General features: G+C 38.7%; 19 protein-coding genes, 2 tRNA genes and 1 pseudogene. 10 read left to right on the forward strand and 12 right to left on the reverse strand.

Annotation, left to right across the window (positions count from 1 at the left end; translation table 11 throughout):
- Positions 1–81 precede the first annotated feature (81 nt).
- Positions 82–882: a helix-turn-helix transcriptional regulator gene (locus tag MSTHT_RS02500; protein WP_048166425.1), complete on the reverse strand. Its 801-nt coding sequence runs from the start codon at positions 880–882 to the stop codon at positions 82–84.
- Between the two features lie 399 nt (positions 883–1,281).
- On the opposite strand from MSTHT_RS02500, the gene MSTHT_RS15475 reads away from it, so the two are divergent.
- The 4 genes and pseudogenes from MSTHT_RS15475 (at position 1,282) to MSTHT_RS14295 (ending at position 2,915) form a co-directional block, all read left to right on the forward strand.
- A complete protein-coding gene (locus MSTHT_RS15475; protein WP_197071771.1) occupies positions 1,282–1,407 on the forward strand; it encodes a nitroreductase family protein in 126 nt (41 codons plus the stop codon).
- Positions 1,401–1,811, forward strand: a pseudogene (locus tag MSTHT_RS02505) (nitroreductase family protein); the annotation flags it as partial. The gene MSTHT_RS15475 and the pseudogene MSTHT_RS02505, both read left to right, overlap by 7 nt.
- 128 nt (positions 1,812–1,939) lie before the next feature.
- Positions 1,940–2,704 carry a formylglycine-generating enzyme family protein gene (locus tag MSTHT_RS02510; RefSeq protein ID WP_082086731.1) on the forward strand — a complete coding sequence of 255 codons (765 nt, stop codon included), beginning with the start codon at positions 1,940–1,942 and terminating at the stop codon, positions 2,702–2,704.
- 64 nt (positions 2,705–2,768) lie between these two features.
- Entirely contained in the window at positions 2,769–2,915 is a 147-nt protein-coding gene (locus MSTHT_RS14295; RefSeq protein ID WP_156149698.1) for a hypothetical protein, read from the forward strand.
- Positions 2,916–3,299: 384 nt separating this feature from the next.
- Here the strand turns inward: MSTHT_RS14295 and MSTHT_RS02515 are convergent.
- A tRNA-Leu gene (locus MSTHT_RS02515) sits at positions 3,300–3,384 on the reverse strand.
- A gap of 96 nt (positions 3,385–3,480) precedes the next feature.
- Between MSTHT_RS02515 and MSTHT_RS02520 the strand changes: the two genes are divergently transcribed.
- Both MSTHT_RS02520 and MSTHT_RS02525 read left to right on the forward strand, forming a co-directional pair.
- Positions 3,481–4,236, forward strand: a complete 756-nt coding sequence (locus tag MSTHT_RS02520; protein WP_048166426.1) for an MBL fold metallo-hydrolase — start codon at positions 3,481–3,483, stop codon at positions 4,234–4,236.
- Between the two features lie 300 nt (positions 4,237–4,536).
- A complete protein-coding gene (locus MSTHT_RS02525; RefSeq protein ID WP_048166427.1) occupies positions 4,537–4,881 on the forward strand; it encodes a hypothetical protein in 345 nt (114 codons plus the stop codon).
- A 155-nt stretch (positions 4,882–5,036) separates the two neighbouring features.
- On the opposite strand, the gene MSTHT_RS02530 is transcribed toward MSTHT_RS02525, so the two are convergent.
- From MSTHT_RS02530 to MSTHT_RS02540, 3 genes are all read right to left on the reverse strand, one after another.
- The gene (locus MSTHT_RS02530) at positions 5,037–6,410 is read right to left on the reverse strand and encodes a glycosyltransferase (protein WP_231588158.1); all 1,374 of its coding nucleotides are present in this window, start codon (positions 6,408–6,410) and stop codon (positions 5,037–5,039) included.
- A gap of 95 nt (positions 6,411–6,505) precedes the next feature.
- Positions 6,506–7,540, reverse strand: coding sequence for a glycoside hydrolase family 130 protein (locus MSTHT_RS02535; protein WP_048166428.1), 1,035 nt, complete (start codon positions 7,538–7,540; stop codon positions 6,506–6,508).
- Between the two features lie 8 nt (positions 7,541–7,548).
- Positions 7,549–9,948, reverse strand: a complete 2,400-nt coding sequence (locus MSTHT_RS02540; RefSeq protein WP_048166429.1) for a glycosyltransferase family 4 protein — start codon at positions 9,946–9,948, stop codon at positions 7,549–7,551.
- Positions 9,949–10,874: 926 nt separating this feature from the next.
- Between MSTHT_RS02540 and MSTHT_RS02545 the strand changes: the two genes are divergently transcribed.
- Positions 10,875–11,501, forward strand: coding sequence for a hypothetical protein (locus MSTHT_RS02545; RefSeq protein ID WP_231588159.1), 627 nt, complete (start codon positions 10,875–10,877; stop codon positions 11,499–11,501).
- Positions 11,502–12,078: 577 nt separating this feature from the next.
- Positions 12,079–12,783 (forward strand): PrsW family intramembrane metalloprotease, encoded by a 705-nt coding sequence (locus tag MSTHT_RS02550; protein ID WP_231588235.1) that lies wholly within the window; start codon positions 12,079–12,081, stop codon positions 12,781–12,783.
- Between the two features lie 191 nt (positions 12,784–12,974).
- Here MSTHT_RS02550 and MSTHT_RS02555 read toward each other — a convergent pair.
- From MSTHT_RS02555 to MSTHT_RS02565, 3 genes are all read right to left on the reverse strand, one after another.
- Positions 12,975–13,047, reverse strand: a tRNA-Gln gene (locus MSTHT_RS02555).
- Between the two features lie 175 nt (positions 13,048–13,222).
- The gene (locus MSTHT_RS02560) at positions 13,223–13,624 is read right to left on the reverse strand and encodes a hypothetical protein (RefSeq protein WP_048166430.1); all 402 of its coding nucleotides are present in this window, start codon (positions 13,622–13,624) and stop codon (positions 13,223–13,225) included.
- Positions 13,625–13,662: 38 nt separating this feature from the next.
- The gene (locus MSTHT_RS02565) at positions 13,663–13,995 is read right to left on the reverse strand and encodes a DUF2551 domain-containing protein (protein WP_048166431.1); all 333 of its coding nucleotides are present in this window, start codon (positions 13,993–13,995) and stop codon (positions 13,663–13,665) included.
- Positions 13,996–14,693: 698 nt separating this feature from the next.
- Between MSTHT_RS02565 and MSTHT_RS02570 the strand changes: the two genes are divergently transcribed.
- Entirely contained in the window at positions 14,694–15,158 is a 465-nt protein-coding gene (locus MSTHT_RS02570; RefSeq protein WP_048166432.1) for a hypothetical protein, read from the forward strand.
- Positions 15,159–17,624: 2,466 nt separating this feature from the next.
- Entirely contained in the window at positions 17,625–19,136 is a 1,512-nt protein-coding gene (pap, locus tag MSTHT_RS02575) for a polyphosphate:AMP phosphotransferase (protein ID WP_048166433.1), read from the forward strand.
- 26 nt (positions 19,137–19,162) lie between these two features.
- On the opposite strand, the gene MSTHT_RS02580 is transcribed toward pap, so the two are convergent.
- From MSTHT_RS02580 to MSTHT_RS02595, 4 genes are all read right to left on the reverse strand, one after another.
- On the reverse strand, positions 19,163–19,636 hold the full coding sequence (locus MSTHT_RS02580) for a response regulator (protein ID WP_048166434.1): 474 nt from the start codon (positions 19,634–19,636) through the stop codon (positions 19,163–19,165).
- Between the two features lie 1,049 nt (positions 19,637–20,685).
- Complete coding sequence (locus MSTHT_RS02585; RefSeq protein WP_048168325.1) at positions 20,686–21,096, reverse strand: response regulator; 411 nt, start codon at positions 21,094–21,096, stop codon at positions 20,686–20,688.
- A gap of 38 nt (positions 21,097–21,134) precedes the next feature.
- Entirely contained in the window at positions 21,135–23,732 is a 2,598-nt protein-coding gene (locus MSTHT_RS02590) for a histidine kinase dimerization/phosphoacceptor domain -containing protein (protein WP_048166435.1), read from the reverse strand.
- A gap of 74 nt (positions 23,733–23,806) precedes the next feature.
- Positions 23,807–24,592 carry a helix-turn-helix transcriptional regulator gene (locus MSTHT_RS02595; RefSeq protein WP_048166436.1) on the reverse strand — a complete coding sequence of 262 codons (786 nt, stop codon included), beginning with the start codon at positions 24,590–24,592 and terminating at the stop codon, positions 23,807–23,809.
- Between the last annotated feature and the right edge of the window lie 476 nt (positions 24,593–25,068).

Genomic DNA, 25,068 nt, shown 5'->3' on the forward strand with positions numbered 1-25,068 from the left:
GATACTCTATATTAAAACCGTTTTGAAACAATGTTTCTAATAACAAGTCTAGAGGCAGCGCATAGCGATAAGTGTATAGATTTAAGGCTGCAGAAATTCATTTTCATCCAGGGGTTCGGCTGCTTCCATACAGTAGCCAAAAAGTTCTTTTCCCCAGCATGGGGCTTTTTCTCCAGAACACAGGATTATCTGATCCCTCAATTTTCTGTCCATTTCATAAAGTTTGAGTGCAAGGAATCTGTCCGTTACAATCAGCGACGGAACTATTGCAGGCTTTCGTGATATGAAAAGTTTTGAGTTTCTGGCTCTGCAGAGTTTCTCGGCTTCTTTCCGATAATTGAAGAACAGGCGCTCTGCAACATTCACTGTCATGCAGAGTGTAATCTCAACTCCCTTTTCCGCTAACTCGGAGTAAATTATAGGAGCTTGAGGGTGAAAATAGGATGTAAAGGTCAGGACTTCCTTTGAACTCATTAAGTTATCTAGAAGTGTTCCTGGGGTTTCAGCCATATGCAAAGTATCAGGCTCCAGCAATTTGCAGTGCCCAAGCTCTTCAATTCTTTCCAGCAGAGACCATGGAATCGAGCTTAAATCATGACTCATCCAGTACTCATTGTTATCTCCAAAGAGCTCAACCGTCTTGAGAAGAGGCAGCATATTCTCTACTATTGCTTCCCCAATCTCGGATAATCTGAAAATTTTATTTTTCTCAATTATGAGACCGGATTCTTTCAGCTTTTTAATATGAGGCTGAATACATCCGGAATCTACTCCAAGCAGTTCTTTTACAGTATCGACATCTCTTGGTTCCTCTTTCAGGAGCAGTAGAAGGTCTTTTCTTCTGCCCGAAAAAAGAATCAAGTTAAGCAGGCACTGTCTCATTTATACTCACTTATTATTTCTCATCCCTGCCTCTATACTGATATTTTAAAAACTTTTTTATCTGAGCAGTCATTTTTAATAAATATTTATTCATATCGTTTGGTTCTATTTTTTATATTGTTTATTGTATTTTATATTGTATTCAGGGTTTAATCTGTCTGTTATATTAATCTGAAGGCAGATGGTGCAAAGGAAAAAGAAGGCAAAATTTTAGAACCTGTATTAATATTCTTTCAACAGGTTTATTCGTTGAGATTTTGAGATTTCTGAGGATCTGAGCCGTTGTTACGCAGTTCAGGAATTGAGAAGAGTGGTACGGTGGTTCAGTACATTATGTAACAGATCTCAACTATTGTGCTAGGAGGAAGACATTATGCTGACCAATGAAACTTTAACACTATTAGGAACCGGAGAAGCATACGCAGTTTTAAGAATGAGCAAATCAAAGACGAGGAATTACAGCTTGTTCTGAATGCCGGGATCTATGCACCAAGTGCGAATGACCAAGCTGGCATTTTACGGTAACACAGAACAGGAAACTGCTCGCCTGGATGATCTGTGAAGCAAAGGAGATAGCGAAACAATATGAGCCCCTCAAGGAGCTAGCAAATAACGAAGGCTTTAATATTTTTTATGGGGCTCCAACCGTAATCCTTGTTTCTGGTAAAGAAGGAGCTATAGCAATTGAATCTGACTGTGCCGCTGCAACGCAGAACATGTTACTTGCTGCAGAATCCATAGGTCTAGGTTCATGCTGGATTGGCTTTGTGCTTGTGGCTTTTAATAACTCGAAGGCTAAAGAATATTTAAAAAAATTAGGTATTCCGGAGGGTTATAAACCATATGCCTCTGTTGCCCTGGGCTATAAAAATACCGAGTCGCCTAAAGCATCCCCAAGAAAACCTAATGTCATAAATTATATTAAATAAAATTGAAATTAGTTCTTAAATCCACTCTTAATTAATTCCACCCTTAATTATGTTTTCTATTTGCCCAAAACCCTGACCCGGTTAATCTTCTGGTTGAATGACTCAACAATATATAGATTGGTAGTTCAATGAATAACTCAGTTGATAATTCAATAAAAAATCCATCCAGCGGCTTAACAAGCAATTCCATAGGAATGGAGTTTGTCCTGATTCCTGCCGGAGAATTTGATATGGGTTCTCCAATGCACGAAAAACGTAGAAAACTTTGGGAAAGTCCTGTGCATAGAGTAACAATTAAAAAACCTTTCTACCTGAGCAAATATCCGGTGACGCAGGAGCAGTGGCAGGTGGTAATGGGAGACAATCCTTCGTATTTCAGGGGTGAAAAGCATCCAGTTGAAAACGTTTCCTGGAATGAGGTTCAGGTTTTCTTCAGTAAACTCAATGCTCTTGAAAATGCCCGGGAAAATAACCGGATTTTTCGCCTCCCAACCGAAGCCGAATGGGAATATGCATCCAGGGCTGGAACTGAAACCGCTTATTTTTTTGGAAACGATGAATCAAAACTTAGGGAGTACGCCTGGTTTCTGGAAAACTCAGGGTTTGAAACCCATCCAGTGGGCTTGAAAAAGCCAAATCCCTGGGGACTTTACGACATCTATGGGAATGTATGGGAATGGGTGCAGGACGAGTATCACATCAGCTATAAAGGCGCCCCTGCAGACGGAAGAGCCTGGGAAAATCTTTTCCCGAGCATATCCATACCAGTACGGGTAAGAAGAGGCGGAGGCTGGAACGGAAATGCAGGATGCTGCCGGTCAGCTGAAAGGCTTTTTGCGGCTCAGGATAAAAGGCTAAACAGTCTTGGGTTCAGAGCGGTCTGGGTAATCTGAACCGCAAGCCTTTTCAAAAAAGGCTTGAGCGAAAACCTTTTGAAAAATTTGATCAAAAACCGGCGTGGAGGCGTGGTCAAGCGGCGCAACGCTTGATGATAAACCGGCGCATGGTTTCAGGACAGCGGTTGTGTTGCACCCTGACCCCTGTCTGTTTTTCTTTGCAGGTTCAGGCAGGGGTTATGAAATTTCAGGTGCTTATGTGATTTAGGAGGCGACTAATTTCCTGAAATTTCAGGTGCTTATGATGATTTAGGAGGCGACTAACTTCCGTGCCTGTTTGGTAGAGACACTAAACTATACTACTAACTAATATTTAATAATTTTGTTAGTTTTTTTGTTATTTAATATTACATAATTTGGATATTATCTTACATAATCTAGAAAATAATCGTTAAAGAGGCTTATATAAGATCTGGGCTGTATGCTCTTTAAGGTGAGTACAAAAAAATCGACATTTCTATTAAGTACAGGTAGTAAAACGAGACTTTTTTACGGGAGTAACTTCCAGAAAATCGGTTTTATGGTAAGTGTATAAGTGTTACCATACAAATGTGTACAATAAATTCAAGCTACCTGTCACTTACAAATTTAATGCGAGGGGTGGGATTCGAACCCACGAAATCCTTCGATACCAGATCTTAAGTCTGGCGCCTTTGGCCTGGCTGGGCAACCCTCGCGCTTTGAGAAAAAGATCAGGGGTTTTTACCATAAAAATCCGTTATGCGGTCATGCTCTAAATAAAGTTAAATTATTTAAAGTTTATTCTTTAACCCATGGAAATCACATTTCTTGGCACTGGAGTTGCGATTCCTCAATTGAATCGGGTACAGTCAGGAGTGCTTTTGAGGCTTGAGGACAAGCCGCTGCTAATCGACTGCGGAAGCGGCGTATTGAGCAGGTTCCCTGAGGCTGGGGTTTCCCATACCGAGGTAGATACAGTATTGCTTTCGCACCTTCATCTTGACCACGTGGCTGACCTGCACCCTCTTATCAAGGCAAACTGGCTCCGCGGAAGTACCAGTATGAAGGTTTACGGACCTGAAGGAACCGAAGAATGGTTTTTGAAAGTGCTTGACGCTTATGAGTATCTTCAGGAAGAAGTGGATGTGGATGTTATCGAGCTCTTCCCGGGAGAAGCGTTCACTCCTGATGGTTTCGACTGTGAGATCAGCTGCACGGCAGCCTCGCACAGCGTTCCGACTCTGGCTTACCGCGTGATAGGAGAGGATGGAGAGTTTGTCTATTCCGGAGACACCGAGCCCTCAAGAAAGATAATAGAGTTCTCAGCCGATGTCGATCTCCTAATTCACGAATGTTCTTTTCCCCAGGGCATGAAAGTCACAAACCACACCACTCCTAGCACACTTGCTGACCTTCTGGAAGAATCCGATGTAGAAATCGGAACTATTTGCCTCACACATTTCTACCCCGACATGCAGGAACATGAGAAGGAAACTATAAACCGCCTGAAAAGATACTTTGAAGGAGATGTGATTCTTGCTGAAGACCTTATGAAACTTGAATTATGATGCACAATCCAGACTGCATCCTTCAGGTAGTGAAGCCTTATCGTTAAATAGCAGAAAAACAGAATCATTCTCATACAGGATAAGCCTCAGACCTACCTTCTGTATGCGTTTAATCTATGTATTTAATCTGTACTTAATCTGTATACTTAATCTGTGCTTAATCTGTATACTTAATCTGTATATGTTATCTGTGTACCTTAACTTGCATATATTTATTACTTCTGAAATACAGTGCCTGTAATTATATTCTTGAAAGATCTAGAAAGCACAAATTCTATACCTTTATCACTGGTGATTAACATGGCAAGAATACTCTCAGAAACAGATATCAGTATTCTGAAAACCGTTGCTCCGGAATGTGAGGGGTATCTCTGTTCGGGCTCGGGAATGGCTTATCGTTCCATACTCCCTCCCCTGGCAAATCACTATGCGAAAGATGCCCAGGACTTCCTGAGGAGAATAAAGCTGCTATCCAGATATGACTTGGAATACCTTGTCAGGCTCATTCTATCAGGAGAAGAAAGCCTTGGCTGTGTTCCATTCGAATATATCGAGCTTTTCATCCAGAATGTCTCTGAAAGGCTGGGTGAGGAAATAGCGGAAAAGGTCAGAAACGCCTACAATACTTCAGAATGTCCTGATTAAATAATTAAAGGATAATTTAAAAATTTAAAAAGGCAGTAAAGAAAAGATTAAAGAACAATAAAAAAGCAGTAAAGGAAATATAAAGAGAAGAGCCCGTACACGATTTTCTATGCAGATTTTGAATTCATGAAACTTTTTGAATTCATGAAATCTGCTCACGTCCTCCCATATTTATCTTCTAGCCTTTCAATGTCATCCTCACCAAGGTAGTCTCCGCGTGAGACCTCAATGAAAACAAGGTTTTGACCACCGATGTTTGTAACTCGATGAATCTCATTCACCGGAATATCGACCGAATCTCCGGGAAGAACCCTTATTTTACTCTCGTTTTTAGTTACAAGCCCCTCTCCGCTGACTATGTACCAGTGCTCGTTCCTATGGGCATGACGCTGGAGTGAAATTTCCCCCTGAGGAAAAACAGTAAGGCTTTTGACTTTATATCCGGGCTTCTCCATAAGCACCTCATAAAAGCCCCATGGTCTCTTCTCTTCACGTTTGCGCTTCTCCAGGATGGTTTCATATACTTTTATGTACTCATCCACCATCCTGTCAACAGAAAAGTGCTTTTCCGCATGTTCCCTGCAAGCTTTGCGGGATATTGAATCAATATTTTGCACAGCTTCTGCAGCTTCGTCAATGTTGCTGACCAGAAAACCGGTTTCTCCATTTCGGATGAGCTCAGGCATTGAGCCCCTGTTCATTGCAATTACCGGCGTCCCGCTTGCCATAGCCTCAACAACGCCAATTCCGAAAGCTTCATCATAATTTATCATGTGCAGTAAAGCATATGCATTCGACAGGAGTTCCTTTTTATATTCAGGGTCAACATGCCCTTCATAAATGATCTGATTATTATCTGTATAGGGCTGAACCTCGTTTTCAAAATAAGCCTGATCAGCAATGAAACCGGCTATTCTGAGTTTTCTACCGGTCTTTTTTGCAACTTCTATTGCTTCCCTTACGCCCTTGTCTCTATGCAGGCGTGATAAAAAGAGAAGATAATCCTGCGGTTTCTCGTTGAAATGGAAGCTCTCTATATCGATCCCATGCCGAACCGTTGCTATATAGTCCAGATCGCGACACCTGTAAGCATCACTTATTGACACATAGAAAGTTCTGTTATTGTACTTTTTATAGACAGGCAGAATTTTCCTTGAAGAAATGCCGTGGATGGTTGTTACGACAGGTGTATCAACAAGTGCGCTGTAGGTCAAAGGAAGATAATCAAAATGGTTATGGATTATATCGAATTCTTTTGCTCTTTCGAAGACTTCTGATATGTGCAGGCATTCATACACTTTCACGAGCATATCCTTATCTTCTTCATAAGGTCTCGGAGCTACAGCATGAAGTTTCGCTTTGGTGTGAGAATCTGCTGTTGCAAATAATGTAACATCAATTCCCCGTTTTACCAGGCCTTCAGTTAATAAAGACACTATATACTCCCAGGGGCCATACTTTTTTGGTGGTGTGCTCCAGGCAATCGGAGATAACATCGCAACTTTTATACTATCACCCCCCAAATCCACTGATATCCCAGACTTAATTTTTATTTTTTAATTTCAACTTTTTATTTTTATTTACTTTTTTATTTTATCTTTATTTACTTTTTAAGTCTTCAGATTTATTTCAATTTCAAGTATCCTCTTTTCGGATCGGTAGAGACCTCTATATCCTCTTCAAACCACCTGCAATACTCGTCAGGACACTGTTTCTCAGGACACTGATGTATATATCTCAAGACATCGTTGATATTTGCAGTAGCCAGGGATACGGATGTATCCGCACTTCCGTAATAAATGCGGAGTTCATCTTCTACAAGAACCCATCCACAGGGAAAAACAACGTCGTTGACATCCCCGCTGCGTTCATACATTTCACGCGGTCCGAAAACCCAGCCTTCCGACCTGTGGAGTACTTTTCTGGGATCCTCAAGATCAAGAAGAGCTAGCCCAAGCCTATAACTTGCTTTAGCCGTTGTCTGGCGTACTCCATGATACATAATTAGCCACCCATCAGGTGTACGCAGTGGCTGCGGGGATAATCCTATCTTATTGGCGTCCCACCATCCTCCTTCTCGAGCATATAGAAGAACCTCGTGTTCTCCCCAGTATTTCATATCTGGAGAAAAGGAGATCCAGATATTTGCCTTTGCACCGCTTATTAAAGATACGGGCCTGTGAAGCATTGCCCATTTGCCATTAAATCTTACAGGGAAAAGAGCAGCATCTTTATTTTCGGGAGGCAAAGTAGCTCCTACCCGTTCAAAATTACGGAAATCTTCGGTAAGGGCAAGAGCTGTTAATGGACCAGAATCAGAAAAAGCTGTATATGCTACAGCCCATTTTCCCATCTCGTCTATATAAGTTATACGCGGGTCTTCAATACCGTATATTTCTTCAGGATAGTTTACAGGGTCCGGAGAAAAAGTTGGCTCTGGGTCAATTTCCCAGCCATCAATCCCGTTCTCACTTCTTGCAATTGTAAAGTGAGAAAATCCCCTGTGGTCCTCAACACGCACCAGTAACAGGGTTATACCATCAACTATCGCAGCTGCAGGGTTAAATACCGAGTGCGCCCTGTAAGGCCAATCGTCAACAGTCAATATAGGATTCTTGCTGCATCTTACAAATAGCTCCCCATGGTCTTTCCAGATCATATTCCTTCTCACTCCGCCTGATTTGCTGACAAAAGGCTCTTTCTTTTCTCCAGAGCCCCATCATCCAGTTCACCGCTTGTGCTGGATTGCAATAATGTTGTACTGAAAGCTTTCTTCATGTGTTTGTTTAAAGAAGTTAAAGCCATAAGGAAGCAAATTACGGACTCCGCACCCTGGTTACAGTTCATACCATCGCGGTTGAGCCCGTCACAGACCGCACCTGTGGAATAATCATACATGACAGCTTGCAAACGATTTCTTCCGAGGAAATATTCAAAAGCGTATTTTGCAAGCTCAAGATATTTCCTATCACGCACAATTTCGTAAGCCGAAATATAAGCCTGAGTTAGATAACCTGCTTCGATGGGTTGTTGGTCAAAGATCGGTTTTTCCCCATTATAGGAATACCAGCCATCGTTTCCAACCACATCAAAAAAGTCACCTTTCCACTGGATCTCAGTGAGAAAATCGAGGGTAGCGAGCCCAACCTTCCTGTAAGTCCTGTCTTTTGTGTAATCATAAGCCAGTAAAAGGGCTTCACTTAATTTTGCATTGCTATAAGTTACTATAGGTTCAAACCAGTCCCAATCTTCTTTATGGTTAGCCTCGTACAACTCGACGAGAGAATCAGCGTGGCTGATAAAAATGGATTCAAAGTCGTCTTTACTTGCAAGGGAGTCTATGGGCTTCACGGCATCCCTGCGCGAATTAAATACAGGTTCGAATTCATCGACATCCACATCTGTTCTGAGAATTTCATATAAACCGCACATAGTATACGCTTTTGCTCTGGGATAGCTAAGTTTCTTCATCTCAGGCATGGCTTTGCTTATAAGGGTATGAGCAAGGGTGCGCATATTTCTCGAGAGGTAAGGACAGCTTACCACATGCCCAAGCCCGTAAATGGCACGCCCGAGAGTATCTTCGCTGCCCTTTTCATCCAGAAATTCCCTTTTATAACTCATGAAATTATGGAAATGACCTGTCTCTGTCTGGGCATGTTCAAGGAAGCTCATGTATGTGGTAATCAACTTCCATAGTTCCTCGGCTTTCTTTTGACTGTCTATCAATTTTGTCAGTGCAACAAGAGCCCGGCCTACGTCATCAGTACTGTACCCGTGATGGCGAGCCGGTACACCAAGATTGGAATGCTGTATAATGCCCACGTCATCGGTCAACAGCTTAAGGTAATCAAGTTTTACTTCAGGCAGCTCGTTTGGAAGGAAACTAAATCTGTTTGAGGTGCTGGAATAGGCACTGTAGCTCTTTAAGGCTTTGGTGAAAACTGTATTATATTGTTTACCTACGTTTTTCCATGTCATCTTCCTGCCAAAGTCATATGCTTTTTTGCGCATATTATCACACTCTTCTGGACTTTCTATTAAGTGCAAAAGAGAATCTCTAAAACCATTCGTATCTCCAAAATCAACAAGCAAACCTCGATTATCGGCAAGCATTTCCTGGGCATACCAGTAAGGAGTGGAAATTATTGCTTTTCCCATGCCAATTGCGTAGGTAAGAGCTCCGCTTACTATTTGTTCTTTGGAGAGGTAAGGAGATACGTAAATATCACTGGCAAGGATATACTTACAGAGTTCTTCTTTTTCGACAAATTTGTCATGGAACACTACATTCTTCTCAAGCCCGAGTTCTGAGACCTTGTTCTTGAGGTATTCCCTGTATGCTTCTCCAAAGTTCTTTTTAATCATTGGATGCGTGGCACCCAGTATTAGATAAACAAGGTCAGGATACTGGCTTACGACTTCGGGAAGAGCATCAAGCATACTCTCGATGCCTTTATTCGGGCTTAGAAGCCCAAAAGTAAGGACAAGCGGAGATCCTTTCAGGTTCAACATTTTTTTATATTTATCGCAGGTATCGAACGGATAGTCAGGCACTCCATGGAAGATCAATTCGATCTTGTCAGCAGGAGCCTTGTAAACATCTTTTAACATATCCACTGCAGTCTGGCTCATTACAATTAGTTTTTCGGAATACCTTATGAGCTTCTCAGTGGACACCCGATATTCAGGTTCAGGTTCCCGAATTACAGTATGCATCGTGCTTATTACAGGTTTGTTGATTCCTGATAGCAGAGCAAAAATGTAGTCTCCTGCGTTTCCCCAGAAAAGCCCAAATTCGTGCTGGAGACATACAATATCAATATCGGACTGATTTATGTAATCTGCAGCCCGGTAATAATCCTCGATTCTGTCCCTCTGGATTTGAAAAACGACTTCATCAGGATAATTGTGGGTTTCAGAGGGATCGTTCAAAGCGATTACCTCACAATGAATATCATTGTATCCCCAGGATACTGAATTTAAAAGATCGGCTGTGAATGTGGCAATCCCACATTCTTTTGGAACATAGGTTCCTATAAATAACACTTTCAGTTGCTTATTCAACTAATACCCCCAAAATCAAAGTAACTAAACTTAAAATCTAAACTTAAAATCGAAGTAACTAAACCTAGCTAATTCTTCATTTTATTCCCAGTGTATATTTACTGCATATGCCTCAATTACATACTATTATTCCCCATAATACTATATTAGCGACATACTTATAGAATCATATATTAATAAATTTTATCAGGGCTTTAAACTAAAGCTATATATATTTACCCAAAAAAATGGGTATCATGAAAAGTATATAGCTAAAAATTTGTAAAATATGGTTTACTGTTCAGCTCCTGCTGATCCCTGACAATCAGCTGATTACCAAATAGCTATAAGTTTATGTTGCTCACCCAATCATTCACTTTGCTAAGCTTCAACAAAGTGTGTAATAAAATGCTATATTAGATCTAATAGTTGTATTCTATGCTATTTAATATTATTTATAAATATATTTGTATGAGTTATCGATAAAAACTAAAAAAAATTTAAGAAAAGTTAGTGCCAAAAAGCTATTACAGGGTTTCAATCGTTGCCAGGTTGTTTCAGAATCATGCACCAGCATCAACCTTTAATTGTACCCTTTATCTATCCAGATCGGGATATATTTGGTATTAGTAATATATCAAAAGCTATGGTACAGGCTCAATTTTCAATAAAGAGACTTTTCAATAAAGAGACTTAAGATTCTTAAGCTGTAAGCTTTGATAGATGAGTTGCTAAGACCTTTCAGTCACCTAAACTATGTGCATAACAGGCTTAAAAATATTTTTGTAATAAGTAAAATACTTATTCACTAGTAAAAATATACTAAGAAGATTAAAACGTTTTTAAAGCTCTGGAATTATATGATTTATAAGATGTGTTTCATAGCGTAATATAAGGAACAAAGAGTAAAAATAGCCCGAAAAATAATTTGTGGATAGGGTAAGTGTTTGAAAGCTGTAAAAAACTTATTCTGGCAGATAAAAGGAATTCTACGATTTATACCATGTGGATTGTTATTTTCTGCTATATGTGCCGGTCGTATTATTGCAAAAATTCTTGATTTTTGTGCCTTTCCTGAGATTATGGACTGCTTATGGCAAATTGTCAAGCCTAATACCCGGAACCTAACAGCAATAGAAGAGCAGGAAGCGCGAAGCATTTTTGGAAACAAAATCGATTACCTGAGGGTGCGTATTGATGAAGCTTCATTCATTGCGTGGACGATAGCGAAGTTAAAAAGACGTTCGGGTATGGGGGTTTCAACCTTCCACACAATCAATTTCACCAGAAAGCTTAATACTGCTCCAGGCAACGCAGATATGAAATGGCTTATACATGAATTAACCCATGTCGCACAGATGGAACATACAGGTTCGCAATACCTTGTTGAAGCATTTCTTGCTCAGATAGGCGAGGGTTACACGTACAGGCTTGGTGCAAAAAAACATTTCCGTGAGTATAACCGCGAGCAGCAAGCCAGTATTGTGGCAGACTATTACATTGCACGCTTTTCAGGCAGATCAACTGCAATATATGATCCATATATCGCAGAATTGAGAGCTGGAGATTTATAAGCTATAAAGAGGATGCCAATTCTTGAGGAAAACTCCTCTCCTGAAGAAAAGACCTCAGAACTCTTAAAGAAAAGCAATTAGTGTATTATTTATACTGATTGAATTCTCTCAAACTAATACGTAATTATATATGCAATCGTCAACGAGAATAATTTAAACAAAATAAATGATTAATTATTATAAAGTTAAGACTTTATAATAATTACTTGAATATACGAATATTAGATTTGGGTTAAACTAAATAAATCTGGGCTATATTCGGGTTTGAGCCATACTCGGGAAGGCAGAAGTGACTTTTGTCTACTTATCTGTACTTTATAGTACGCTCTCGTACTGTCCTGAGTTGATATCTGGGCTCAAGAATAAACTGTTTACACTTAGGAGGCGTATTTTGGAAGAGAATTTGGGGATACTGGATAGGGGAGGAATTGCAGATAGCCCAGCAAAAGATCAATCGCCTAAACCAGTTACACGGAAGAATTCCTGGCTAAATGTTTTAACATCCGCAACAATTTTCTACGTTCTCTTACTGGTGGCGTTGTTGCTGACAGGCAACCCCAACCTGTTCCCCAGTTTGGTGATAGTCGGCAGTTTTACAGTTCCGGTTGCCTACGTTGCGTTTTTATACGAACGCAGGCAATTTAGCCGCCTTAAGATGCCAACCGTCTCCCTGGCTTTCCTGTACGGTGGGCTTGTGGCTATTATCGCCACTTCTTTTTTAGGTCCACTATTTATTATCCGGTATAATCCAGGAGAGACTCTGGCAGTAGGGCTCGTTGAGGAATTTGCTAAAATCCTGGGGGTAGTGATGATTTCACGCCACAGGCGACATGACCAGGAAATGGACGGGCTGATCCTAGGCGCGGCAGTAGGGATGGGGTTTGCTGCCCTTGAAAGTACAGGTTATGCCTTTACGAGCTTCCTGATGAGTTCGGGAAGCATTTCGGCAACAGTGGAAGTGACATTATTCCGTGGTCTGCTTTCCCCACTGGGACACGGAACATGGACAGCAATTTTAGCCAGTGTACTCTTCCGTGAGAGCAAAGACTGTTGCTTCCGGATAAACCTGCACGTGATTGGCGCATACCTGTTTGTCTCCGTTCTGCACGCAATGTGGAATGGGTTGTCCCTGGTTCTTACTCCAGTTATTGGTCTTGAGCTAGGTGCGATCACCACCTGGGTTGTGGTAGGCTTTATTGGATTGTATGTGCTAGGGGCGCGCTGGCGAGAAGCGGTCAGGTTACAAATAGCTGCTTTACCAACAGAAACCGAGGCCAGATAAGTCTGAAAGAGGGGATTTAATTCCCCGGACAGACCTTTATTTGGCAAGCATTATGTTACTGGTCCATGTTGTGCAGAAACGATGGCAGGTAATGAGACCTTAGAGAAAAACGCTTGATATAAAGGTAAAGTACAAAAATAGGAGGAAGATTTTCTATTTTTGGACAGAAAAAAGTTTATTTAGATAATGTATAGCCCGGCACGGATTCGAACCGAGGTTGCAGGATCCAGAGTCCCGCATGATTGACCACTACACTACCGGGCTTCGATGATTTTTCGCTGCGGGGTGTATTTCTTTTGCCCTCAAGCGTATTTTCTAAAGGAAGATTTCGTATATATATCTTTCGGCTGGGGGAACTAACCTTTTAAATTTAATAATAAGAGGAGTTTCGATGAGGGAACTAACCTTTTAAATTTAATAATAAGAGGGGAATTCCTTCTTACAGGTTTTCTTCGGGCTGATTTAGAACTGCAGTCCACCACCAGCGAGCCATATCCACAAGATCTTTTGAAAATTGACCTGAGAGCCTGTACTCTTTATTCTTTATGGAGATAAGCCCGGCTCCAAGCAGTTTATTGCGCATCGCATAAAATGAGGCACGCCCTATCTGGAGTTCTTCCAGAAGGTACTTCCATTCGTCAGTCCGGACGGCTTTTCCTGCAGCCTGACGTTCTTCAATTATTGTTAGAAACTTTTGACCTCTGATAGCCGTAGCATCCTCTTGAAAAATACGCCGCATAAGGGTATAATATGGGTCTCTTGAGTTACTTATGCGGGTGTTAGCATCCGATCTTACCACAATAGTCGTTGCTGTTCGGGGTGCGTTTTTAACGATTGACATTGTCCATCAAGCAGTTGGGGGGTAAAATAGTAAACTTCTCAAGCTGTAGATTCGGCTGCTGGCGCCTTGGATGAGGTTACAATCTTCATGAGCAGATCTATATACTCCTCTCTCAGAAGGTAAACCATTGGGGTTTTATAGGATTCTTTATGCGCCCTTAGAATTCCAAGCTTCGAATGGATATACCCTACCATGGATGCGACCGTATTCCTTGTTACATTATATTTACTCACAAGCATTTCATGCAGTTCGTCAATAGTCGCTTTTTTTACCTTGAGGAAGATGCACAGAATCGCTCTTCGATATCCATTGGAATCAACTTCAAGAAATTTCTCTAACCTGGATTTAATTTTAGCTCGGATGGATACCATTGATTGCCACCTCTACTGATGTAGTAAACTATGTAAGTTATAGCTCTATATATAGATTTGTAAATTTATTCGTCCTGATGGAGATGGATATAAAAAATTGATATCCAATTAACAATTTTACTTTACTTAAAATCCAGTTTTTGTATACTATATATTCTTTCTCTAATATATCGTTTTTTATGTATCTTCTGAGTAGGATTTAATCCCAAATCTCTTTAAAGGCTATTCATTTTTAAGTGCTGCACTTTTATATTTTTATTTTTAAATTTATTATAAAAGTTTTACATCTATAAAGGAGAAACTTCCAGTTTCCGGGAAGGAAATTTAAAAAACTGATGTAATATATTTATCTAAATACATTATTTTCTTGTGAAAATAGATTAAGTCTGCATTTAACCTATTAAACCTGTCCGTTTTTTGTACTTATTATAATATAAAAACCACTAGTTCTCTGATTTTCTGGAATTTAAAAAGTTAAAATATTGACTTGAACATGAAAACTCTTTAATAAATTTATTCTGTCGGGGTTTCTTCTCATTCTTAAATTTTTCAGTTAGGTGTTCGTGTAAAAGCCAGGAGCTTTCTATAAAAAGGGGATTAGTATTAATAGGTTTATAACCTTTATAAAGAAAGAAAGTAAAAATAAGAAAAACACTGATAGCTTCAACCCTCTTAATCTCATCCAGGAGCGCATAAAAATGGAGTACAGTTACGACCTTAAAGGAAACTATCTATGCATTGGGGAAAACCGAATACCTGCTTACAGCCTGGAAGAAAATGAGATCGGTAATTGCACCAATTGCGATTCTATACTTATGAGCCTCAGCTACCATGCAGCAGATGAGAAAACCATAATTGTAACAAAGTGCACTTCCTGCGGGACTTTTTATGCAAATATCTATGATTCCGCATGGAACTGGATAGATGAGGTCCAGGTATCCCTGCTACCAATCCCTATTCCTATAAGTAGCCAGATTGTTGATGACTGGAAAGGGCTTGAGGCAATTCCTATGAAAAAGCTTGAAGCCGTCTTTTCCAGAGGAGAAATCGAAGCCCTTTTTGCCAGGGCAAAGGAAGAAACTCCTGTCCGTCAATACCTGTACAGAGCCCGCAAAAAATATAGACTCTTCGAAGAAATCTTTGATGTAAAACTCGCATTATAATTTGTTACAACTTTTTCTATATTCTATAATTTTTGCAATCTCTTTGATAGTTCAATTCAAGGTTTATTTTTGTGTATTATTATAATATTACATACGGATGAGATATTCTTCTCCAAAATAAATAATATTTATTTAATATACTCAAATACTTATAATTGAAAAATATTAATAAAGATTAATAATTTAAGTTTTATTAAATAAGAAATTATTTAAAAAATAAACATGTTATTTAACATATTTCACATTCCTAGTAATAACATGAATTAACCTTTTATGAATTAACTCTTTAGCTTTTAACTCCTTACATGATTAAATTTCTTAAGCTTAAGAGCTATGTGTTTATGAGGGTTTTAAAGTTAGTTTGTATACACTATTCAGGCCAAAAAATATTATATAAATATATCCGCATAAAATTTGGAATTAAATATTTTTTAAGTTCATTATATATAATTTAAGTAAACATGACTGAGATGTTCAAGAAAAAAGTAGAAAAAAAATGGAAGAGAAAGCGAAAAAAATGGATCTTCCTCTAATTAAATTTTGATGAAAATGTTTTTTCCAGCAAGCTGTTGTCTATTAGATCCACTATTCCAAAAAATCTACTCAAGACTCTGATTCGAGTGAACAAAACTCCTGAACTGTAATAATTAATCCTGTATTCTATAACCATAATGCATATTCAGGATAACTTATCCTTTCACTTCTTTAGATCTTTCTTTTTAGGCCTTTTTTTCATTTATAAAAATCAGTTCACAACTAAAAAGCGCATTAAACATTATCATTCCTATATTCTATATGTATCGATTATATGATATCTGCAAAATGACATTTAGACCCCAATTTTGTGAAGTCGTTTATTCTATAGACTATATGAATATAGGGTTTTCTGCCGATTACTGTGTACTTTAATGCAAAAAGAAATGAAAGAAATGTAACCGAAAAAATAAGCATAGATATTCATATATATTATATGAATGAATTTAATTACTTTTTTCTGAGGTATGGACCCAGTAATCTTCATATATGATCCATTAAGAATATTAATTTCAATATTTAACTAATTATCTCATTATTTGTCTAAATTTTACCTATGTGTTTTTATCAAACTTTGAGTCGGGTAGTCTATACGATTCACTTAAAAAAGTATATTATAAATATAGGCACATTTTAATAGACTGTATAGAAAAATGAGATAAACATATGAAAAACTTAATTATTAGTTTTATAGATCTGAACTGAATCATCATATTTGTATATTTAATCTCATATAAAAACATAAAAATACTGTATTATGTAATATACATTACTTTTATTACAAATAAAGAGGATAGTGAGCATAATAATTAAATGTATTAGTTAGATAATATGCAACAAAGTAGAAATTTATAAAGTAGAACTTTTGAGAGATACACTTAAAAAACATATTAGAATACTATATAATAAACATATATCTTATATTGTATGTATTTTTGTAACGAAATTAATGCATACTAATCAGTAATAATATATATGTTTTATAACATAAGTTATAAAACATATTCTAAAAATTATAAGTTTAAAAATTTAACAAACAGATGGCAAATTAACTGCATTAAATTATCTATTTTATTGTATAATCAATAAATTCTTTTATAGATTTGTACCATATAAGATATATTTTAAGATATATTGACACAATAATAACTATTTTTTCATATGTTTAAAAGAATAAATGTATAGTAATTTTTCAACACACCAAATAAAGCATATATTAAATAATATATTTTAACTATCTGGATATTGTAACTGCAATAAGTTAGTTATGGATTTTTAATTAGTCGTTCTGAAATATATTTAATCTATTAGATATTTGTCGAGTAAATAAGTAGAATAAGAAATATTTATTCAAACTTAATTTATTCAGCTTAAAATAATCCCATCTATCATGCATCCCATGTAAAGATGTATAATAAATGCACTTAAAAAATGTAGCATTGATTGAAACCTCGTATAATTATAGTTACAGTTGGGTATAATTATCAACATGTATTTATAAAATATTTTTTCTGCTGTGTTGTATAGACTCTCTGGAACAAAAATTCCTTAAAACAAATATTTGATTTAAAAAGCGAGATTTTGTTATTTTTTCACCTAACTTTCTAAAAGCCTCATCGTATAAAAAATAATAAATTATATATTAATTAATTAAAAGTTAATCTTCTTTCAATTGAAATAATGTAAATATTAATTGAAATAAAAACTAAATAATAAAGTTTAAAAGCAAAGTTTAAAAATAAAATTTAAAAGTAAAAATTATTAATCAAGGCTTTTGAACCTATATTGCACATGCTTAATGGCTGTGAAGGCACAGAATCAATAAATTGAATTAGTTTATCAGACGCATTATAATATACCAGTAATGCACTTTGATTAGTGTTTTACTAATAATGGGGTAGCCCCTGTTTTAAAATTCAAGAAGAGCTCCATATGCTTGAGAAGATCGATCTTTCAAAAGCAATAACAAATGTTGAGTACAAAAAAAGCGAAAAATTGCTTAAACCCAAGCTTGGAGAACTGCAGCGGAAAGCCTGGGACTTAAAAATACCGGTTATTCTCGTTTTCGAAGGCTGGCATGCTCCTGGTATGGGAGAATACGTCAACCGTTTTATTCTTTCACTGGATCCCAGAGGGTATAGCTTCAATACCATAACCAAACCCTGCTGTGAAGAGCTTCTCAAACCCTTCATTATACGTTTCTGGTCCAGAATTCCTGCAAAAGGAAAAATTGCAATTTTTGATAGGAGCTGGTACAGCAGGGCAATTATAGAATGCCTGGGAAAAGAAAAAGCTGAACAGGAAATGGGAAAATACCTGGAAAAAATAAATTATTTTGAGCGGCAGCTTGCCGATGATAGATATCTTATCATAAAATTTTTCCTTCATATAAGTGAAAAAGAACATAATGAGCGTTTTAAAGAACTTAAAAAAGCTGATATTCTACTCATATTTGAGGAATATGAAAAAGAACTTAGCCGGGATCTTGACCTTATCCATAATTATAATGAGTATTTCCCTTTTGTAGAGAATATGCTGGAAAAGACCGATATGCCTTATGCTCCATGGACAGTCGTGGAAGCTAATGACAGGAACTTTGCAACTCTTAAGATTATGATGACTGTTATTCATGCGATGGAAGCTTCTATTGAGCAGGCAACCCGAACTTCAGCCGAAAAGACCCTTAAATACCCGGATCTGGGGACCGGCGGAGTCCCTCAGCTCAAGAATTCCATCCTTGAGACAATTGACCTTTCCAAAAAAATGGATATTGACGAGTATAAGGAATTAAAAAAGTTTTACCAGCAAAAGCTTGCAACTCTCCAGTACGAACTTTTCAGGAAAAAGCGTCCAGTGGTTGTGATTTTTGAGGGCTGGGATGCCGCAGGCAAAGGGGGAGATATCTATCGCCTTGTAGAAAATCTCAATCCCAGGCTTTACAGAGTAGTCCCAGTGGGCTCGCCCAATGACATTGAAAAAGCTCATCATTACCTCTGGCGTTTCTGTGAAGCTATCCCTAGAGCTGGACATATAACAATTTTCGATCGGAGCTGGTACGGTCGTGTCCTGGTAGAAAGGGTCGAAGGTCTCTGCAGTGAGGAGGAATGGAAAAGGGCTTACAGAGAGATTAACGAATTTGAAGAAATTCTGACACAGGCTGGAACGATTGTAATCAAGTTCTGGCTTCACATTGATAAAGAAACCCAGCTTGAGCGTTTCAACAGCCGGCTGGCTGATCCGAAAAAAACATGGAAAATCACAGCCGAAGACTGGCGAAACCGGAGCAGATGGGATGATTATAAAATTGCAGCCGACGAGATGCTCCAGAAAACAAGCACAACAAATTCTCGGTGGATTATTGTAGAATCAAATGATAAACGATATTCCAGAATCAAAGTCCTGAAAACCGTTGTTGAAATAATAGAAAAAGAGCTGAAAAGATAAACTGGGTTCTGGCGAGTTCTCAAAGTTTACTTTGGTCTTTCAGAGCTGGAAAGGAAATTCGAAGGAGTACTGAGCCTTCCTGAATCTTCCCGAAGCTTCTCAGGGTTTCTTTTGACATTCTTCTTCTCCAATCTGTACTGCATAAGAACAGGATCAATACCATTTTTCAGATCCTTTTCGTCAAATGGCTTTATAATATACCCGGATCCGGTATTCCAGATTTTTTCGAGAATTTTACGGTCGGAACAGGCTGTAAGGTAAACGACTGGAATGCCAGAGCGTTTTTTTATTTCCTTCGAAGCTTCTATGCCGTCAAGGTCACCTTTAAGCATAATATCCATAAGCACAAGGTCAGGTCTGGTGCTTTCAGCTTTACTAATGGCTTCCTCTCCTGAAGAAGCCACACCCGTAACCGTATATCCCAGATTCTTCAGCATTGCCCTTATTCCCATTGCAACAATGTGTTCATCCTCAACAATCAGAATTTTCCCTTCTACCATTACTCTTACACCTTATCTCAACTCCTCAGAGCCGGGTTTTAGCAGGCTTCCTGACCGTCTCAGGCTTAAATCGTGTTTCTTGTCAATCTTTATCTATACCTGCAGACGCCCCTATATAAATCAAGGTATATAACCTGCACCATATAGCATATGCCGAAAGGAAGGAAATCTATGCTGCCCCTGTCCCAGGCAAAATTGAAGGGATTTTTCAAGGGCTAAAGGATATTTTTATTCATTTAAAAATTTTAATCTCACTATCGGGAAAAATCGAATTCAATGAAAGACTCAAAGTATCCTGAAAACCCGGATTAAATCAATTGTTATAAGAATAAAATATATTTTCTTTGTGATTCGTGCTACTTAGTTGATTATATAAATATCTAAACGGTAACGCAGAATATAGGAAATTACAATCGGATAGATGTAATAAAATACATTATAACTCAATATAATCTCTTTTTAATCCGCCTAATATCTTTTCTTTAATGTTTAGCGAAGATATTCAAACCAATACTTTTGATATGGCATTTTTAGTGTTAAGCATACTTCTTTTATAATTTGAAATACTATCTATCAATATATAATATTATGTATGAGTTGCGGATACATGGAAATCAGCATAAATTACAATTACATCCCTAGTTCAGCTGATTAAAAATAAGTGAATAAATTATTTTGTACACATACTAGAATAGTATTCGCCGATATTCATTTCTCTCTCACACAAAGAAACCCCTAAACGAAGTCTGAAAAAGACCCCAAACGAAATCTGAAAAAAGATCAAAAGAGAAATTTATAAAAAGACACATGAATAAAGGCGCCAGAATAAAAGAAAAAGTTCTCGTGCCTTTAAAGAAAAAAAAGTAGATTTAGCGGCGAAGAATACCAGGATTTCTTAAAAATCTCGCAGGAATAAATATTCTATCGAATCTCTCCCTGGATTATTCTATTTTTCCTTCTGCTTAGATATTCCAAGCTTTTTCTTGCTGATTTATTCTGATTCTTCTTGCTGGTTTATTTTGATTTTCTTTTTAGCTGGGTTGTTCTGATTACTTTTCCTGATCCATCTCCAGTTTCTCTTTTTCTTTCCTGTACCTGTGCAGGGCTACTTCGAGGCTGCTGTGCAGGTCTTTCTCGTCAAAGGGTTTTATGATATATCCAAAAGGTTCGGTTTTCTTAGCCCGCTCAAGAATATTAGTATCGGAATAAGCAGTCAGGTAGACAACAGGAACATTAAACCTTTCCCTGATTTCCTTTGCAGCTTCCACGCCGTCCATGTCGCCTTTTAGCATGATATCCATAAGTACGACATCAGGGAAAGTGCTCTCTGCCTTGCTTATGGCATCCTTTCCAGACGAAGCCACACCTGTAACCGTATATCCCAGGCTCTTTAACATTCTCTTTATACCCATTGCGACGATATGCTCGTCCTCAACAACGAGAATTCTACCTTCTGCCATTTTTCTTCCTTCTGCCATTTTTCATTTATTTCAGGGCTTCATCTTCTGGAAAAACTAATTTTGAACTCGGTTCCCATGCTTCTGTCAAGCTCGATTTCCCCATCAATCTGATCCACGAGCGTTGTTACCAGTTGAAGTCCCAGGGAAGTCGTGTCCCTAAAATCAAGTTCTTCAGGAAAGCCCCTGCCATTATCTCTTACTATAAGAGTTAACCTGTCTTCTTTGCTATCTTTTGCACCTTTAAGATCATTAATCCCGTTAATCAGGCGACTGGATTCTCTGTCTCCTGAGTTCCCAGGGTCTTCTTCCTGCCAAGAGAGACATTCTTCTTTACTTTTGCGCAGCTCAATATAAATCTCTCCTTCTTTTTTCCCAGCAAAAGCATGTTTGAGGGAGTTTGAGACCAGTTCATTGACAATTATCCCAAGAGGAACCGCTGTATCCATGCCCAGAAAAACCTTATCAATATCCAGTTTCAAGCTTACTTTCCCGCTGTCAAGGGAATAGGACTGGAAAAGATAATCCGCAAGATTCTTAATATAATCTGCAAAGTCTACGCTCACCATATCTTCGGACTGGTAAAGTTTTTCGTGAACAAGTGCCATCGACTTGACCCTGTGCTGGCTGTCTCGGAAGGCTTCAATTACATCTTTATCCGTAAAGTTTCCGGATTCAAGGTACAGGAGCGTTGAAATAACCTGCAAATTATTCTTGATGCGGTGATGGATTTCTTTTTTACGGATCTCCTCCATCTTGAGAAGGGCATCCTCAGCTTTCTTATGATCGGTTATATCAAGGATAATACCCTGAAGATGGATCTCTCCGTCCTCGCTGCGCTGGACAAACGTCCTTTCGTCAACCCAGCGGACTTCCCCTGATTTTGTGAGAATCCGGTATTCCGAGGTGTAGTCCGTACAGCCGGTCTCAACACGCATTTTAACCTCGGCACTCATTTTTTCAATATCCTCGGGATGTACAATATCACCATAACGAAGCCTTTTCGAGGTGAAGTCCTCTACGTCATAACCCAGCCTGGTAATGTTTTCCGAGACGAATTCCGCGGGCCACATGGGTTCATACTTCCGCAGAAACACAATTACAGGACTTGTGTTTATTACTTTTTCCATTTCTTCCTTAAGCTGGTTAGAACGCTCAAGTTCTTTTGCATAATCCAGAAGGGCTTTTTCTGCCTCTATACGCTGGGTAGTAGCCAGATCAAGAGCCTGACGCGTCTTTTCGATTCCATCCGTAAGTAGCTTGAAATCGCCCTGCCCGTTTATGCGGATTTTCCGCTTAAAATCATTCTGCTGAAAAGCAGTAAAGACTGCATTTGAGTCGTCAATTATCTGGTTTAAGGTTTCGGAGAATTTATCAAGTGTATTTCCGAGTTCCCTGAACTCTCCCTGTACATCGACCTTTACCCTCTCTTTTAACTCTCCTCTTGCGAGTGCATTGGTCACCCGTATAGTCTCCCTGACAGGAACAATTACAGCCTTAAGGATCTCGTTAAGGCCTATAGGGATTTCCCTGAAATCAATTTCTACATCAGTATCCGCTCTGACATCAAGCCTTCCTTTAACAGCATCCTGGGCAATACTTTTGAAATCCCGAACGATTTTATCTATCGGTCTTGTGATGGAGAGGGCGATCATATATGCAAGGCCTGCCATAAACAGGATAGAAATTGCAGAGATGACAAGTAGCCTGTTCCGAAGATCAACAACACCTGCAAGCATTTCCTCTTTCGGGATTACAAGCACAAAAGCGAAATTCCCGGTTTTCACAGGTTCATAAAACATTACAACATTTTTACCTGTGGTAGGATCTTTGATCTCGATATATCCCCCTGTTCCGTTTTTTATTTCACCTGCGGCTCTGTTTATTTCTTCCGAATTAAAATCGTAGAGGTTCTTTTTCCCAATCCAATCCTTGCGTACAGGATGAGAGAGCAAAACGCCGGTATTACTTACCATGAAGGCATATCCCGTGTCAAAAGCTCGGACCTCGCTCACTTCCTCGTCTACATATTCCAGAGGTACATCTACTCCCCCTATCCCGATAAATTTCCCGTCCCTGAATATCGGGGAAACATGACTTACCATGAATATCCCTTCATAAAAGTACGGCTCGGTCAGGACATCTTCTTCTCTTGCTTTGGGCAGCTGATAATAATCATCCCGGTTATAATACAGCAGGGGTTCAACCGTAACATTTCCCTTTATCCTGTTATAGTAGGGGACGAACCTGCCTGTTGCGTCGTGTCCCAGGGCATTGACGTACTCCTCATCCCTGCCATCAAAGGCGTTCGGCTCATATCCCACGTAAACCCCTATGAGGTTCGGGTTTTTCTCAAGAATATTTTTAAGAACACTCACTACCTCAGTCCTGTTGGAAGCCTCATAATTTTCCATCGTAAGGGCAAGCGTCTTTGCAATTGCACTATTAGCTTTCATATCGGCATCAAACTGGTTTGCATAATTGCTTGCCATTTCGATTGATTTCTGATAAGCCAGCTTTTCTTCTTGGGAAGTGACAGTATTGATAATTACAGCTGTAGAGACCGCAAGTACAAGAAAAACCCCGACAACGATATAAATAACCAGCTTTGATTTCAGGGGGAAATTTTTAGATCTCATAATTAAGCTCCAGCTAGTTATAAAGGAGAAAGGGGAGACTAATTCCTGCTCTGACTGTACGGACTAGGCGGTTTTTAGATTTCGATCACTTCTCGGGACAGCTCTTTATAATGCATGAAAAGTTCCCTGCCCCATTTAAGGGCGCTGGCATCGAAGCTCATTACCTTCCTGTGGTCATATTTCCCCTGCCTGTCAAAAAGGCAGAGATACATAAACTTTTCAGTAACAGCAATCGTTGGAAGCTGGAGATTCTCCTCGCAGACCTTAAATACTGTGTTTTCGGAGTTGAGCAGGATTTCGAGTTCGTCCATGCAATCGTTTCTGAGTCTTTCGAATACGGGTTTAGTAAGCACGACCTCCATTTCAGCCCCGCTTTTTGCAAGCCTGGAATAAAGCGAAGGATAAAGAGGGTGGTAGTAAGAGATCAAGCTCATGATGCATCTGGATTTTATGAGATTCTCGGTAAACTCCCTTGGAAGGTCGAACAGATGGTTTAGATCGGGTTCGATTACCATGCATTCCCCCAGTTCTCCAAGCCGCATAAACTGTTCATGGGGTATGACGCTGGTATCCCGGCTTGCCCAGTACTCCTTGTTCTCCTCTATGACCTCAAGTGTGTTCAGGAGAGGAAGCATATTTCCCACGACAAGCTTCCCAATCTCCGAGAGCATATAGATATTCTCTTTCTGGAAGATCAAGCCCTGCTTTTTAAGAATTTTAATCTGGGGCATCATCGCCTTTGATGTCACATTGAGAGAGGTTTTTATTTGCTCAATGTCCCTTGGTCCTTCCATAAGCAAGAGAAGGAGATTTTTCCTTTTTTCAGAAAGCCAGATTGTATCGCATAAAGATGAACTCATTGCTCGATATTTATTAGAAGCACTTTTATTAAAAGATTATGTTAGATAAGAAAATATATTTAGAAAAAGCCTGAGTCATGCTTTTGAAAATAGTTCATGGTCTTATTTATTCTATTGAAATTTTCAATAGCATTGAAAAATCTCTTTACTTTAGAACCTGCATATAGCTCTCTCTTTTGCCTGAAACTTTTGCATGAGCTACGTGGATCGGGCTATATATTATCAAAACTATAAATAAATCACTTACCAGCAACAGAACAAACCCAGCATAAAATAAATCCAACATAAGAAAATTGCCTGAAGAAATGACGAACACCTCATAGAAGGCAAACAAAGCTTAAAAATGACACTAAAAACGACTAAAAAATGGCAAAAGAACTAAGCTGGTCACTAAAAACGGATTAAAATTGTAATAAAACGGAATTAAAATGGCAATAAAAACGGACTAAAACGGCAATAAAAACGGGTTAAAATGG

The sequence above is a fragment of the Methanosarcina thermophila TM-1 genome (assembly GCF_000969885.1).
GTDB lineage: Archaea > Halobacteriota > Methanosarcinia > Methanosarcinales > Methanosarcinaceae > Methanosarcina > Methanosarcina thermophila.

What these genes read in the sequence shown, in the direction of transcription:
- MSTHT_RS02500 (WP_048166425.1), bottom strand. Translation starts at nt 882, where the DNA reads ATGAGACAGTGCCTGCTTAACTTGATTCTTTTTTCGGGCAGAAGAAAA.
- MSTHT_RS02510 (WP_082086731.1), top strand. Translation starts at nt 1,940, where the DNA reads ATGAATAACTCAGTTGATAATTCAATAAAAAATCCATCCAGCGGCTTA.
- MSTHT_RS02520 (WP_048166426.1), top strand. Translation starts at nt 3,481, where the DNA reads ATGGAAATCACATTTCTTGGCACTGGAGTTGCGATTCCTCAATTGAAT.
- MSTHT_RS02525 (WP_048166427.1), top strand. Translation starts at nt 4,537, where the DNA reads ATGGCAAGAATACTCTCAGAAACAGATATCAGTATTCTGAAAACCGTT.
- MSTHT_RS02535 (WP_048166428.1), bottom strand. Translation starts at nt 7,540, where the DNA reads ATGATCTGGAAAGACCATGGGGAGCTATTTGTAAGATGCAGCAAGAAT.
- MSTHT_RS02560 (WP_048166430.1), bottom strand. Translation starts at nt 13,624, where the DNA reads ATGTCAATCGTTAAAAACGCACCCCGAACAGCAACGACTATTGTGGTA.
- MSTHT_RS02565 (WP_048166431.1), bottom strand. Translation starts at nt 13,995, where the DNA reads ATGGTATCCATCCGAGCTAAAATTAAATCCAGGTTAGAGAAATTTCTT.
- MSTHT_RS02570 (WP_048166432.1), top strand. Translation starts at nt 14,694, where the DNA reads ATGGAGTACAGTTACGACCTTAAAGGAAACTATCTATGCATTGGGGAA.
- pap (WP_048166433.1), top strand. Translation starts at nt 17,625, where the DNA reads ATGCTTGAGAAGATCGATCTTTCAAAAGCAATAACAAATGTTGAGTAC.
- MSTHT_RS02580 (WP_048166434.1), bottom strand. Translation starts at nt 19,636, where the DNA reads ATGGTAGAAGGGAAAATTCTGATTGTTGAGGATGAACACATTGTTGCA.
- MSTHT_RS02585 (WP_048168325.1), bottom strand. Translation starts at nt 21,096, where the DNA reads ATGGCAGAAGGTAGAATTCTCGTTGTTGAGGACGAGCATATCGTCGCA.
- MSTHT_RS02590 (WP_048166435.1), bottom strand. Translation starts at nt 23,732, where the DNA reads ATGAGATCTAAAAATTTCCCCCTGAAATCAAAGCTGGTTATTTATATC.
- MSTHT_RS02595 (WP_048166436.1), bottom strand. Translation starts at nt 24,592, where the DNA reads ATGAGTTCATCTTTATGCGATACAATCTGGCTTTCTGAAAAAAGGAAA.